Origin of the sequence: Rhizobium indigoferae, assembly GCF_034554815.1 — a bacterium.
GTDB lineage: Bacteria > Pseudomonadota > Alphaproteobacteria > Rhizobiales > Rhizobiaceae > Rhizobium > Rhizobium leguminosarum.
Genome location: NZ_CP140635.1, coordinates 1,233,984 through 1,247,467, shown reverse-complemented (window position 1 = coordinate 1,247,467; position 13,484 = coordinate 1,233,984). Strand labels below are relative to the sequence as shown.

Below are 13,484 nucleotides of genomic sequence, written 5' to 3'. Positions count from 1 at the left end.
GTCGTATGAAATTTCGCGCTGCATCATCTTAAAGCGGAAACTTGCGCTTTGGAAATGATCCGATGCGCTCGCCCCGGCAAATTCACGCCGTCAGCCTTGCCCTGTTCAACAGTGCCCACTGTAGAAGCACGATCGTTTTGGCGTCGACGATCTCGCCGGTTTCGATCATCGCCGCAGCCTCGTCGAGCGGGGTTTCGAGGACCTCGATATCCTCGTGTTCCTCGTCCAGACCGCCGCCTTCCGCCACGCGGTCGGCAGTGTCGATGAGGGCTGCGAAGAAGTGGATGACTTCGGTGATGGCACCCGGCGAGGTATAGGATTTGAAGAGGAAGCGCGCATCGCGCACGCGATAGCCGGTCTCCTCCATCGCCTCGCGACGGATCGCCGCTTCGGGATGGTCATCGTCGAGAAGGCCGGCCGGCACCTCGATCATCCAGGCGGGATCGCCGTTGAGATGGACGGCAAGGCGGAACTGGCGGACGAGAACGACGAGGTCGCGCTTGGGATCATAAAGCAGGATGCAGGCAGCGGGCGTGCGGTGATAGATCTCCCGCTTCAGCCGTTGGGTTGCGCCCTTGCGGTCGATATAGTCGAGTAGATAGCTGCTCAGCCGCGTCCACCCATTCGACAGTGTTTCTTCGCTGACGATCTTCACCCGTGATTTCGGCTGCATCATGCTGGGTCCCTGCGAAGCCAGACCTTGTTGTCGTGCACGGCCGCCCCACCATAGGGCGCGACAGGGTCGGCGCCAGTCAAGACATTGATGCCCTCGCCGTCGACATGCGCCTTGTTTGGCCAAAGCCCCTCGGCGATCAGCACGCCGGATTTCACCTCCGTGGTGACGCGGGCGTGGATGCGCAGATCGCCGCGGCTATTGCCGATTCGGACAAGATCGCCATGGGCGATGCCGTTGGCCTCGGCGTCAGCCGGATTGACCATCACTTCAGGGCGGCCCTCCTTCTGGCGAGAGGTCTTGGTCTCGGAGAAGCTCGAATTCAGGAAGTTGCGCGCCGGCGACGTGGCGAGCCGGAAGGGATGCTCGGGATCGGCGACTTCGATGACATCGACCTGATCCGGGAAGGGCGGAAGTTCGGCATGTGGCCCGAGCGCGCCGATAGAAACCGGCGGCTTGTTGGGAGCCGGCTGATTGATCCAGTCCGGGCGGAAATGAAACTTGCCATCCGGATGGGCAAAACCGTTCAGATAATGCGCCTCCTCGAAAACGGGCTGGCGATCGAACCATTTGTGTTCAAGGAAATGGTCGTAATCCGGCAAGCCACTCGATTCGAGAATGCGGTCGACCATTTCACGGGCAGTAAAGCCGAAGCCGGGGCGATCGGCGACACCGAGGCGTTTTGCCAGTTCCTCGATGACGAAGAGATTGGTGCGCACGGTTGGCGGCGGCTCGACCAGCTTCGGCCCCAGCAGGATATGGTTCTGGCCACCGGCCCGATAGATGTCATCGTGCTCAACGAACATCGTCGCGGGAATGACGATATCGGCGATCTCAGCCGTTTCCGTCATGAACTGCTCATGGACGGCGACAAAGAGGTCGTTGCGGGCGAAGCCGCGTCTGACGAGGCGCTGCTCGGGGGCGATGTTTGCGGGATTGGTGTTCTGGATCAGCATTGCCGTCACCGGGCCGCGATGGCGCAGCGCCACGGGATCGTCGGTCAGGACGCGGCCGATCTGCGACTGATCGAGCATGCGGATATCGGCATCCTTCATCGACCGGCCGGTCAGTTCGGCGCTGTTCATACGAAAGATATCGCTGTTCGAATGGAAGGCACCGCCGCCCTCATATTGCCAGGAGCCGAGAACGGTGGCGATCGAGGCGGCTGCATGCATGGCGACCGCGCCGTTGCGCTGGCGAGTGAAACCATAGCCCAGGCGGAAGAAGGTTTTCTTCGTCGTGCCGACGAGGCTGGCAAAGGCTTCGATCTCTTCGACCGAAAGGCCGGTGATGGCAGCGGCCCATTGCGGCGTCTTGGTTTTGAGATGCGCCTCGAGACCGGCGGGATCATCGGCATATCTCGCCATATAGTCACGATCGGCGTAACCGTCGCGGAAGGCGATGTGCATGACGGCGCAGGCGAGTGCGGCGTCGGTGCCCGGTTTGACGATCAGCGCCATGTCGGCCTGCTTCATCGTCGGATTATCGTAGATGTCGATGACGACGATCTTCGCGCCGCGCTCCTTGCGCGACTTGATGGCGTGGGTCATCACGTTGACCTGCGTCGAGACCGCGTTGGTGCCCCAGATGACGACACAATCGGTGCGGCCCATCTCGCGCGGATCGGGACCGCGCAGCGTGCCGGTCGCCATGGTGAAGCCGGTCCAGGCGGGGTTGGTGCAGATCGAGGAAAAGAAGCCGGAGTAACGCTTGGCATGACGCAGGCGATCGATGGAATCGCGCTGCACCCAGCCCATGGTGCCGGCGTAGAAATAGGGCCAGATCGCCTCGCTGCCGTCCCTTGCCTCGGCCTTCACAAAGGCTTCGGCGATCTCATCCAGCGCATCTTCCCAGGAAATCTGCTGCCACTGCCCTGCCCCTTTGGCGCCGGCGCGGCGTAGAGGATGCATCAGGCGGTCGGGATGGTAGAGCCGCTCGGCGTAGCGGGCGACCTTGGCGCAGATGACGCCCGACGTGTAGGAATGGTCATTGGCGCCGCGCACACGGCCGATGCTGCCATCCTCCGATATATCGACCTCCAGCGCGCAGGTGGAGGGACAGTCATGCGGACAGGCGGTGTGGCCCACCCTGTTGTCGGGCTTCGATGATTTGGCGTGGATGGGGGTCGCAATGTTCATGGCATTTGTATATTCCAAGGCTTGCACGGCCAAAAGCCACAAAAATTCCCCATGACGCGAATTCATACGGACATCAGCAAAAATGAACTACCGCCACATCTATCACGCGGGCAACTTTGCCGATGTTCTGAAACATGCCGTGCTGACGCGGCTGATCCGCTACATGCAGAAGAAGGATGGCGGATTCCGCGTGCTCGACACGCATGCCGGCATCGGGCTCTACGACCTTTCCTCCGAAGAAGCGCAGAAAACCGGCGAATGGGTCGATGGCATCGGCAAGCTGATGGAGGCAGACCTCGGCCCTCAGGTTTCCGAACTGCTGGAGCCCTACCTCTCGGCAATCCGCGAACTCAATCCTGAGGGCGGCATCCGCTTCTATCCCGGATCGCCGAAACTTGCGCGCATGCTGTTCCGGCCGCAGGACCGGCTGTCGGCGATGGAACTGCATCCCGAGGACTACGTCAGGCTGCACCGGCTGTTCGAGGGCGATCACCATGCCCGCATCACCGAGCTCGACGGCTGGCTGGCGCTCGGCGCGCATCTGCCGCCGAAAGAGAAGCGCGGCATCGTGCTCGTCGATCCGCCCTTCGAGGAAGAGGACGAATATCAGCGCCTGGCCGAGGGGCTGGAAAAGGCCTATCGGCGCTTTCCCGGCGGCACCTATTGCCTGTGGTATCCGCTGAAGAAGGGCGCGCCGATCAAGGAATTCCACGAGACGCTGCAGGCGCTCGACATCCCGAAAATGCTCTGCGCCGAACTCGCGGTTCGCAGCGACCGCGGCATTACGGGACTGACGGGCTCAGGCCTCGTCATCGTCAACCCACCTTTCACGCTGAAGGACGAGTTGCACCAATTGCTGCCCGCATTGAAGGACCATCTGGCACAAGACCGTTTCGCGTCGCACCGCGCCTTCTGGCTGCGCGGCGAGAACAAGGCGGTCAAGGACGATTGACCGCTTAAGCTGCTTGCGGAATAGTCCGCGCCGCAGCTCCACAATCTCATCAGGTGTCCCCCATGAAGCTCCTTTGTTCGCCCGCCTCGCCCTATTCCAACAAGGTGCGGATGGCCGCGCATTTTCTGAGCCTGGAGTTGAACGCCATTCGGGTCGACACCAATACCGCACCGGCAATCCTGGTGGACAATAATCCGCTCGGCAAGATCCCGACGCTTCTGACCGATGACGAGGTCTCGATATACGACAGCGTGGCGATCATGCATTATTTCGACCGGCTGACGAAGGGCGGGCTCTACCCTTCCAAGAAGGGCAAGCGCACGGATGCGGAAATCCTCGAGGCGCTCTGCGACGGCATCTGCGATTGCCTGCTGGCGATCGTCTACGAGCGGCGCTTCCGCGACGAGGAAAAGGTTCACCAGCCGTGGATCGACCGGCAATGGAAGAAGGCGACGAGCGGTCTCGCTCATCTCAGCGCCAATCCGCCGAAGCTCGGCAAAAAGCTCAACGGCGGACATTTTGCACTGGCGGCCACGCTTGATTATCTCGAGTTGCGCTTCAAGGACCAGTGGGAAGCCGATCATGCGCCGCTGACTGACTGGCTGCGGCAGTTCGACAAGAAATTCCCTGCCCATAGCGAGCTCAAGTCCCAGGGCTGAGCGCTTCAGAACAATGAGCAGACAGCAAAAAGCCGGGCGACGTGCCCGGCTTCTTTATGTCAGTATGTTCAGTCGGCTTAGAACTTGACGCCGATACCGAGCTTGACGCTGTTCTCGTCGTAACCGCGCGAGAAGCTGCCGGAGTCGAGGTCGTAGTCCTTGCTCTGGTAGTCGGTGTAGCGATATTCCAGGCGCGTCGTGATGTTGTTGGTCACGAAGGCTTCGACGCCGGCGCCGACCGTATAGCCATAGTTCGTCTTGCTTTCGTCCGAGGTGTCGTCGGAAACCTTGACGTCGCCGATGGCAAGACCGGCCGTGCCGTAGAGCAGGAAGGGGTTCATGTCGTAGCCCACGCGGCCACGGACGGAGCCGTTCCAGCCATACTTGTTCTTGACGCCGCCTGAGGAGACGTCGTCGCCGCTGTAGCCGAGATCGGATTCAACGCCGTAAACGATCTGGCCCTGCTGCCAGTTGTAGCCGGTGAAGACCTGGCCGCCGAAACCATAGGTGTGACGGTCGGAACCGAAGTCACCCATGTTGTAGGTGCCAGCGCCGCCGAGATAAAAGCCTTCCCAGTTGCCTGCCGGCTTGACTGGAGCGTCCTGGGCGACCGGTGCTTCCGGAACCTGGTCGACGGCATCGGCCGCCTGAGCTGCCGAGACGCCCGCAATTGCAAAAACGGAGGCCATGAGGCCAGCAATGAGTACACGCATACTTAGTCTCCTTTCAGTCCCGCGCCGCTTGTCATCTGTCTATCAGTGAAGCATTGGCGGGATATTGCCAGATGTCCCTTCCGGATCGAGACTGAAATTGGAACTCAAATGCGGATTTGAAAGAGCCAAATTGTGATATCATTGTGGCTGCCGCATGGCTGAAATTCGATGTTGCTTTGACGCAACATACACTTCATTAACCATACTGAAGTGTTAAACTGAAAATACTTATTTTAAGAACTCGCATTCTTAAATAATACATAGAATATCCGGCTCTCTGACGCAACCGCAACGGCCTATTTATATAATCTCCGTTGGCCCCTATATAGTCTGCAGACAGACTCGCGGGATCAGAAGGCAAGATTTTGAACCACAAAAGACTTCGCTCGGCCCTTATAACAGGGGCTGCTAAAAGAATAGGACGGGCAATCGCCGAAGACCTTGCTGCAAATGGCTTTTCCGTTGCGATCCACGCGAACGGCTCCATCGGTGAGGCCGAAGAGCTGGTGGCGGAATTGCGGCGAAGGGGATATCGGGCGACCGCCCTGCAGGCCGACCTCACCGATATCGGCGAAACAGCCGCCTTGGTCGCGAAGGCGTCGGAAGCGCTCGGGCCGCTCGATCTGCTCGTCAATAATGCGTCGGTCTTCCAGCATGATTCAGCGCGTAGTTTCAATGCCGCCACCTGGGCATTGCACTTCGACCTGCATGTACGTGCGCCCTCTATCCTTGCGGCCGCCTTCGCGCAGCAGATGCCCGCTGAGGCATCGGGGCAGATCGTCAATATCATCGACCAGCGGGTTTGGGCGCTGAGGCCCAGCTTCTATTCCTATACCCTCTCCAAATCCGCGCTGTGGACGGCGACGCAGACGCTTGCACAGGCATTGGCGCCACGCATCCGCGTCAATGCCATCGGCCCCGGCCCCTCGATGCCGAGCGAGCGGCAGGCGATGGAGGACTTCCAAGCGCAGGTCTCAGCCCTTATCTTGCAGCGAGGGCCGGCGCTGGTGGAATTCGGACAAACGATTCGCTTCCTTTACGACACGCCCTCGATCACCGGCCAGATGATTGCCCTCGACGGCGGCCAGCACCTCGCCTGGCAGACGCCCGATGTGGCGGAGATTACGGAATGAACGGACGAAAGCTGCCGGATGGCGGCGTTCTCTACGATGATACGGATGAGAGCGAAGACGATATCGAAGTGGAAGGCGACGTTTCCGCCGCCGCCCCGCTTGCGACGACGGTCGACTGGAATGCGGGCAGCCTCAATGAAACCGGGCTCATCGGCGCGGAACTGATCGGCGAATTCGTCAAGCGGCTCCCCAACAGTCCCGGCGTCTACCGCATGTTCAATGCCGAGGGCGACGTGCTCTATGTCGGCAAGGCGCGCAGCCTGAAGAAGCGCGTCAACAATTACGCCGTCGGCCGGGTGCATTCCAACCGCATCGCCCAGATGGTGCGCCAGACAGCCAATATGGAATTCGTGACGACGCGCACGGAAACCGAAGCGCTGCTTCTGGAAGCGAATCTGATCAAGCGCTTGCGGCCGCGCTTTAACGTGCTTTTGCGCGACGACAAGTCCTTTCCCTATATCCTCATCACCGGCGACCACCGGGCGCCGGCGATCTTCAAGCATCGCGGCGCAAGGGCGCGAAAGGGCGACTATTTCGGACCTTTCGCTTCGGCAGGCGCGGTCGGGCGCACGATCAATTCGCTGCAGCGCGCCTTCCTGATCCGCACCTGCACCGACAGCGTCTTCGAAACGCGCACACGACCCTGCCTTCTCTACCAGATCAAGCGCTGTTCGGGGCCGTGCACCCACGAGGTCAGCGATGGGGGTTACGGCGAACTGGTGCAGGAGGCGAAGGACTTCCTGTCCGGCAAAAGCCAGAAGGTGAAGTCGCATATGGCCGAGGCCATGAACCAGGCGGCCGAGGACCTCGACTTCGAGCGGGCGGCGATCTATCGCGATCGCCTGGCCGCACTTTCGCACGTGCAGAGCCACCAGGGCATTAATCCGGCCGGCGTCGAGGAGGCTGACGTATTCGCCATCCACCATGAGGGCGGCATCTCCTGCATCCAGGTGTTCTTCTTCCGCACCGGCCAGAACTGGGGCAACCGCGCCTATTTCCCGAGGGCCGATCCGCAGCTTTCCGGCGCCGAAGTGCTGAATTCCTTCCTGGCGCAGTTTTACGACGACAAGCCGGTGCCGAAGCAGATCATGCTGTCGCAGACGGTCGAGGAGCTGGAGCTGCTCGCCGCAGCGCTCAGCGAAAAAGCCGGCCACAAGGTTTCCATCCTCGTGCCGCAGCGCGGCGAAAAGCGCGATCTGGTCGACCATGTCGTCGGCAATGCGCGCGAGGCGCATGGGCGAAAGCTTGCCGAGACGGCGTCGCAGTCGCGGCTGCTCGAAGGTTTCAAGGAAACGTTCGGGCTTGCCTATGCACCGCAGCGCATCGAGATCTACGACAACTCGCATATCATGGGCACCAATGCCGTCGGCGGCATGGTGGTCGCGGGGCCGGAAGGTTTCGTCAAGAACCAGTACCGCAAGTTCAACATCAAATCGACCGACATCACGCCCGGCGACGACTTCGGCATGATGAAGGAGGTGATGACGCGGCGCTTCTCGCGGCTGATCAAGGAGGAAGGCATTCCTGACCGGACCGCGCAGGCGGCCACTCCCGATGCAGCCGACATGCCCTTCCCGACCTGGCCCGATGTGATCCTCATCGACGGCGGCCAGGGTCAGATGACAGCGGTGCGCGCCATCCTTGCCGAGCTCGGCATCACCGACAGCGTGACGGCGATCGGCATCGCCAAGGGCGTCGACCGCGACGCCGGGCGCGAACGCTTTTTCCCGCCGGGACGCGAGAGCTTCACGCTGCCGCCGCGCGATCCGGTGCTCTATTTCATCCAGCGCATGCGCGACGAGGCGCACCGTTTCGCGATCGGCTCGCACCGGGCACGGCGCAAGAAGGAAATGATCAAGAACCCGCTCGACGAGATCGGCGGCATCGGGCCATCGCGCAAACGCGCGCTGCTCCAGCATTTCGGCACGGCAAAGGCCGTTTCGCGCGCAGCCCTGTCCGATCTGATGGCGGTGGAAGGCATATCGGAAGCCGTCGCCAAGCAGGTCTATAACCATTTCCACGACGACGCCGCGAAATAACCGGCGTCCGTCGCAAATTCCACGCAAAGGCGGTGAAAAGACAGAAAGAATGTTGACGGTCCGCAGCCAAAGCCGTCATCTACCGCATCGGCCCGAAAATCGGAATCGACTTTCGGAAAGCTCGATGCGGATATTCTAAAGTGTTACAGCGTCCTTTGCGCGCCTGAAAAGACGTGCGGCGCTGTAGCGGCGCATCAATTCAGAGAAACGATCCCATGGCATCGCGTGCGTACAGCATTCCCAATCTTCTGACCTACGGCCGTATCCTCGCCGTACCGCTGATCGTTCTCTGCTTCTTCATCGAGGGCAGGCTGTCGATTAGCAACACGGCGCGTTGGGTGGCGCTGTGGATCTTCGTCATCGCCTCGCTCACCGATTTCCTCGACGGCTATCTCGCGCGCATCTGGAACCAGACGTCGAATATCGGCCGTATGCTCGATCCGATCGCCGATAAGCTGTTGGTCGCTTCGATCCTTCTTCTCGTCGCGGCCGACCAGACCATCGCCGGCTGGTCGATCTGGGCGGCGATCACCATTCTCTGCCGCGAGATCCTGGTTTCGGGCTTGCGCGAATATCTGGCGGCGCTGAAGGTCAGCGTACCGGTGACGCGGATCGCCAAGTGGAAGACGACGCTGCAGCTCGTCGCCATCGCCTTCCTGCTCGCCGGCCCGGCCGGAGACGAGATTTTCCCCTATACGACGCAGACAGGCATCGCGCTGCTGTGGATCGCGGCGCTGCTGACTATCTATACCGGCTACGACTATTTCCGCGCCGGGGTGAAACATATCGTGGATGACGAGGAATGACGCGGCTTGTCTATTTCGCCTGGGTGCGCGAGCGCATCGGCAAGGGCGAGGAGGAGATCGACCTCCCCTCCTCCGTCGTCACCGTCGCCGATCTCCTGAATCATTTGAAGACGCTGGGCGAAGAATATGAGACCGCACTTCAATATCCCGACGTGATCCGCGTGGCGCTCGACATGGAGCATGTCGAGCATGACGAGCCGATATCGGGCGCCCGGGAGATCGGGATCTTTCCGCCGATGACGGGGGGATGAGGCGGTGATGGTGGTGCCGTGTCGCTACCCCCCTCTGTCCTGCCGGACATCTCCCCCACAAGGAGGGAGATTGGCTGGAAGCACGAACTTCCCCAAGCAATCCACGTCGCAGCCCGGCAAAACTGTAGATGGGCACGATGGTCAAGCCACGCGTAATCTCCCTCCTTGTGGGGGAGATGCCCGGCAGGGCAGAGGGGGGTTGGCACGGCACGCCCTCTCCATAGCCTCCGGTACGACATCAAAGCAGTTGGGGATGTTATCATGACCATTGCCCCCACCATCCGCGTCCAGCATGAGGATTTCGACCTGCAGGCCGAGGTCGATCGCCTCTCGAAGGGCAAAGCCGGCATCGGCGCCGTCGTCACCTTTTCCGGCCTCTGCCGCGATGAAGGCGGCACGCTTGCGGCCCTCGAACTCGAGCATTATCCCGGCATGGCGGAAGCGGAGATGCGGCGCATCGGCGATCTTGCCATCGCGCGTTTCGGACTTCTCGGCCTCACTGCCATCCACCGCTACGGGAAGATCGCAGCAGGCGAGAACATCGTGCTCGTCGTCGCAGCCGCACCGCACCGGCAGGCGGCGTTCGACGGCGCCAATTTCGTCATGGATTTCCTCAAGACCGCAGCCCCCTTCTGGAAGAAGGAGCACGCTAGGGATGGCGCCACCGGCGACTGGGTCGCGGCGAAAGACGCCGACGACGCGGCGCGCGACAAGTGGAAGTAAATTAGCGCATTTCCTGATTTATCCGAGTGACGGAAATGCTCCATCTTTTTGTTTCACGCAATTCCGGCCGCAAAACCGCTGCGCACTTTTGCTGGGATTGCTTTAGAGAACCACGCGCTCCCTGCGGCTCATGACCAAGAGCAGGACGAGCAGCGAAAAGATGACCAGATCTCGCCAGACGAAGGGGCCGTAAGCGCCCCACATGGTTTCGACGACGGCAAGCCCGGCAGCGCCGCCTGCCGAGCGCAGCGGATCGGAATAACCGCCGACAGCTGCGATCAGCAGCACCTTCAGCCCGAACATCAGTCCGGCGCCGAAATCCATCGAACCGTAATAGAAGGTGGCGAGGATGCCGCAGATAGTGGCGACGAGGGCGGCGGTCGCATAGGCGACGAGGAAGACGCGGTTGGCGCTGGTGCCGCAGAGCTCGGCGGCCAGCGGATCATCAGTGACGGCGCGCCAGACGCGGCCCCAGCCCGTGCGCCTGAGGATCAGCGCACCCACAGCGACAATGGCGCACATCAGCGCCGTGTTGATCAGCTGGATATGGGTGAGCGTCACTTTGAACAGGCCGTCGCTCCAGAAGACGACCGTGTCGTTGAGGAACGGCGGCAGCCAGATAGCGCGGGTATTGGCGGCAAGCCTGGCCGTTTCCATCAGCACGATCATGATGCCGAGGGCGGCAACGATGACCGTATTCGGCGATTTATTGACCAGCGGCAGCATGATCGAACGGCCGATCCATAGGCCCGCCGCCAGCGAATAGACGATGGAAGCGCAGGCACCGACGGCAAGTGCCGCCGGCAGCACCAGCCAAAACCTGACATAGGCGAGTTCGCTGAAGAGCAGCAGGATCTGGCCGGCGAAGGCGAAGATCGCCCCATAGGTGATGTCAGCCCGCTTCGTCACACCGAAGGCTACGGCATAACCGAAGGCGAGCGCGGCATAGAGGGCGGCCAGCGGAACTGCATTCGCCAGCTGCTGCAGAAGATAGGCCATTCCAGACACTCCGCGTCACCAAAATTATAACTGGTAAAACCTATTTCGCTAGTTATAATTTCATCATGAGCTTTTCCTGGACCCCTCACCGCTTTGCCGGCGGCGCGCTGGCGCTCGATGTCGCCAACAGCGTCGTTTTGCGCCACGATGCAACGCGGCGGATCGACCGCTTTGCGGTCAGGGACCAGATGCGGAGCTTTCCGCGCGCCGCTGCCGAATTCTGCGCCGAGCGTGCCCTCTTCGGCGACATCGCGCCGGTGGCTAGGGAAAACGAGACGGGTTTCATCGCGCTACGGGAAGCCATCGACCTCTATTTCCGCAAGCGTATACTGAATGGCGGCGACGACCAATTGCTGGCCAGCCTGCTGGAAGCGTTGGCGAAGGTGTTGCGCGAAGCAAGCCCTGGCAGCGTGGCCGCGGCGACCGCCCATTCGGCGCTGCGGCTGATCGCCATGCCTGATCCCCAACGCATGAAGATCTGCGGCAATTGCGGCTGGCTGTTCATCGACCGCAGCAAGAACAGGAGCCGAGCCTGGTGCGACATGGCGGTCTGCGGCAACCGCGCCAAGGCGAACCGTCACTATCGCCGCAAGAAGGAGGAGACGCCATGAGGAAATATATGATCGTAACGGTGGCAGCAGCCGGCCTTCTGCTTGCCGGCTGTCAACGCCAGGCTGAAAACCTGGTCGAGGTCACCGGCCATCTCTTCGTCTTCAACTATCGGGTGGCCAGCGCCACCTATCTGCTGACGCTGAAGAAGGCAGGGCCTATCCCCGACGGTTCGGTCATCATCGCCGAATTCGAAAATCCTGAAGGCGGCGATCCGCTGGTGCTGAACCAGAAAATCTACCCGATCGACGACAAGATCGCGCTGCAGAGCGAAAAACTGCACTGCGTGCGCAAGGACCGCCCCTATTCCGTGAGTGTCCGGCTGGTCGACAAGGACGGCAAGGTGCTGCAGGAATTGAAGACGCAGTTCCGGTCCGACCTCGACCAGACCGTCCTGCCGAGCAAGCCGCTCGTGCTCGGCGCGCTTTATGAAAAGAACCCGGAGGTCTTCAAGCCTGACGGCACCGTCGATTTCTCGAACACCGACAAATGCCCTGCATAGAAGAAATGCATAGAAAAAGCCGGAGCAAGGCCCCGGCTTTCGAGAGTCAATTCAAGGCATTGCCGGCGAATGCCTTAGCGCGGCCTCAGCCGACGATTTCGGTATCGGAGAACCAGTACTTGATTTCCTGGGCGGCCGTTTCAGGAGCATCCGAACCGTGAACCGAGTTTTCGCCGATCGACAGAGCGTGAACCTTGCGGATCGTGCCTTCGTCAGCGTTTGCCGGGTTGGTCGCGCCCATGATTTCGCGGTTCTTGAGGATCGCGCCTTCGCCTTCGAGCACCTGGACGATGGTCGGGCCGGAGGTCATGCCTTCGACCAGTTCGCCGAAGAAGGGACGGTCCTTGTGAACGGCGTAGAAGCCTTCGGCTTCGCGACGGCTCATCCAGACGCGCTTGGAAGCGACGACACGCAGGCCGGCATCTTCGAGCATCTTGGTGATGGCGCCCGTCAGGTTGCGCTTCGTTGCGTCCGGCTTGATCATCGAGAAGGTGCGTTCAATCGCCATAGTCAAATCCTCTGTTTTCTCGGGAAAAGTGGGCGGTCTTTACCCGCCCCAACGCCCGAAAACAAGAGGTAGGCGGCAATTTCACGCCGCTGTCACAGTCCTGCCGCGGCTTTGGTGAAGATCGAGGCAGCGTTCGAACCAAAGCGTGACGGGATCGTCGGCAGCTAGCATGGCGAGACCGGCAGAGACACGCAGCCATTGCAGCGCGCCGAAGACGATATAGTCGGCAAAGAGCGGTGTCTGCCCGCCGATGAAGGGCTGGAACTTCAGCATATGCCGTAGCGGCTCCAGCTTGGCGGCGAAGGCGGCCTTCTCCGCCTCACTGTCGGCGGCAACCACTTCCAACGGCTTGCCGAGCCGAGCCTCCCGGCTTTGACGGAAATAGGCCTTGTCTTCCTCGTCGAGGTTCGCATGGATATCGAGAAGGGCGATGCGCATGATCGCCGGATGGATGATCATCTGCGAATAGCCTTCCACCATCCGCGATAGCGCCTTGCCGCCCTCGCCGTTGAACAGTGACGGCCGCTCGGGATAGGCCTCCTCCAGATGAAGGGCGATGTCGAAACTGTCGGGGATCAGCCGGCCGTTGTCGTCGAGAACGGGCACGATCGACGAGACGCCGCCGCCGATCGCGCGGATGCGGGCGTAGGTCGTCGGAATCTCCTCGAAATCGAGCCCCTTATGCGCCAGCGCCATCACCGCCTTCCAGCAATGGGGCGAAAAGAAGCGCCGCTCGTCGGCGCCGCAGAGGGAATAGAGGGCTCTGGTCATAACAGTCC

At 61.1% G+C, this 13,484-nt stretch carries 15 protein-coding genes; 9 read left to right on the top strand and 6 right to left on the bottom strand.

Annotated elements, in window-relative coordinates; translation table 11 throughout:
* Positions 1-82: 82 nt before the first annotated feature.
* Positions 83-676 (bottom strand): NUDIX domain-containing protein, encoded by a 594-nt coding sequence (locus tag U5G49_RS06400; RefSeq protein WP_193446095.1) that lies wholly within the window; start codon positions 674-676, stop codon positions 83-85.
* Complete coding sequence (locus tag U5G49_RS06395) at positions 673-2,877, bottom strand: molybdopterin oxidoreductase family protein (protein ID WP_193446094.1); 2,205 nt, start codon at positions 2,875-2,877, stop codon at positions 673-675. The genes U5G49_RS06400 and U5G49_RS06395 overlap by 4 nt, the downstream gene beginning before the upstream one ends.
* Positions 2,878-2,893: 16 nt before the next feature.
* Between U5G49_RS06395 and U5G49_RS06390 the strand changes: the two genes are divergently transcribed.
* Complete coding sequence (locus U5G49_RS06390; protein ID WP_003558248.1) at positions 2,894-3,763, top strand: 23S rRNA (adenine(2030)-N(6))-methyltransferase RlmJ; 870 nt, start codon at positions 2,894-2,896, stop codon at positions 3,761-3,763.
* Positions 3,764-3,825: 62 nt separating this feature from the next.
* On the top strand, positions 3,826-4,422 hold the full coding sequence (locus U5G49_RS06385; protein WP_018241482.1) for a glutathione S-transferase family protein: 597 nt from the start codon (positions 3,826-3,828) through the stop codon (positions 4,420-4,422).
* A gap of 77 nt (positions 4,423-4,499) precedes the next feature.
* Here U5G49_RS06385 and U5G49_RS06380 read toward each other — a convergent pair whose 3' ends face one another.
* Entirely contained in the window at positions 4,500-5,135 is a 636-nt protein-coding gene (locus U5G49_RS06380; protein WP_018241481.1) for an outer membrane protein, read from the bottom strand.
* A gap of 365 nt (positions 5,136-5,500) precedes the next feature.
* On the opposite strand from U5G49_RS06380, the gene U5G49_RS06375 reads away from it, so the two are divergent.
* The 5 genes from U5G49_RS06375 to U5G49_RS06355 all read left to right on the top strand — a co-directional run bounded on the left by U5G49_RS06375 (position 5,501) and on the right by U5G49_RS06355 (position 10,087).
* Entirely contained in the window at positions 5,501-6,268 is a 768-nt protein-coding gene (locus U5G49_RS06375; protein ID WP_193446093.1) for an SDR family oxidoreductase, read from the top strand.
* Positions 6,265-8,307, top strand: coding sequence for an excinuclease ABC subunit UvrC (gene uvrC / locus U5G49_RS06370; RefSeq protein WP_193446092.1), 2,043 nt, complete (start codon positions 6,265-6,267; stop codon positions 8,305-8,307). The genes U5G49_RS06375 and uvrC overlap by 4 nt, the downstream gene beginning before the upstream one ends.
* A gap of 215 nt (positions 8,308-8,522) precedes the next feature.
* Entirely contained in the window at positions 8,523-9,113 is a 591-nt protein-coding gene (gene pgsA, locus U5G49_RS06365; RefSeq protein WP_003547103.1) for a CDP-diacylglycerol--glycerol-3-phosphate 3-phosphatidyltransferase, read from the top strand.
* Entirely contained in the window at positions 9,110-9,364 is a 255-nt protein-coding gene (moaD, locus tag U5G49_RS06360) for a molybdopterin converting factor subunit 1 (RefSeq protein WP_017959832.1), read from the top strand. The genes pgsA and moaD overlap by 4 nt, the downstream gene beginning before the upstream one ends.
* A 261-nt stretch (positions 9,365-9,625) precedes the next feature.
* Complete coding sequence (locus tag U5G49_RS06355; RefSeq protein WP_193446091.1) at positions 9,626-10,087, top strand: molybdenum cofactor biosynthesis protein MoaE; 462 nt, start codon at positions 9,626-9,628, stop codon at positions 10,085-10,087.
* A 102-nt stretch (positions 10,088-10,189) separates the two neighbouring features.
* On the opposite strand, the gene U5G49_RS06350 is transcribed toward U5G49_RS06355, so the two are convergent.
* Positions 10,190-11,086: a branched-chain amino acid ABC transporter permease gene (locus U5G49_RS06350; RefSeq protein ID WP_193446090.1), complete on the bottom strand. Its 897-nt coding sequence runs from the start codon at positions 11,084-11,086 to the stop codon at positions 10,190-10,192.
* A gap of 65 nt (positions 11,087-11,151) precedes the next feature.
* Between U5G49_RS06350 and U5G49_RS06345 the strand changes: the two genes are divergently transcribed.
* Positions 11,152-11,697, top strand: a complete 546-nt coding sequence (locus U5G49_RS06345) for a CGNR zinc finger domain-containing protein (RefSeq protein WP_193446089.1) — start codon at positions 11,152-11,154, stop codon at positions 11,695-11,697.
* Complete coding sequence (locus U5G49_RS06340; RefSeq protein WP_193446088.1) at positions 11,694-12,197, top strand: hypothetical protein; 504 nt, start codon at positions 11,694-11,696, stop codon at positions 12,195-12,197. Before U5G49_RS06345 ends, U5G49_RS06340 begins: the two co-directional genes overlap by 4 nt.
* An 85-nt stretch (positions 12,198-12,282) precedes the next feature.
* Here the strand turns inward: U5G49_RS06340 and ndk are convergent, their stop codons facing one another.
* Both ndk and U5G49_RS06330 read right to left on the bottom strand, forming a co-directional pair.
* Positions 12,283-12,705 (bottom strand): nucleoside-diphosphate kinase, encoded by a 423-nt coding sequence (gene ndk / locus U5G49_RS06335; RefSeq protein WP_003547097.1) that lies wholly within the window; start codon positions 12,703-12,705, stop codon positions 12,283-12,285.
* Between the two features lie 81 nt (positions 12,706-12,786).
* Complete coding sequence (locus U5G49_RS06330; protein ID WP_193446087.1) at positions 12,787-13,476, bottom strand: glutathione S-transferase family protein; 690 nt, start codon at positions 13,474-13,476, stop codon at positions 12,787-12,789.
* Between the last annotated feature and the right edge of the window lie 8 nt (positions 13,477-13,484).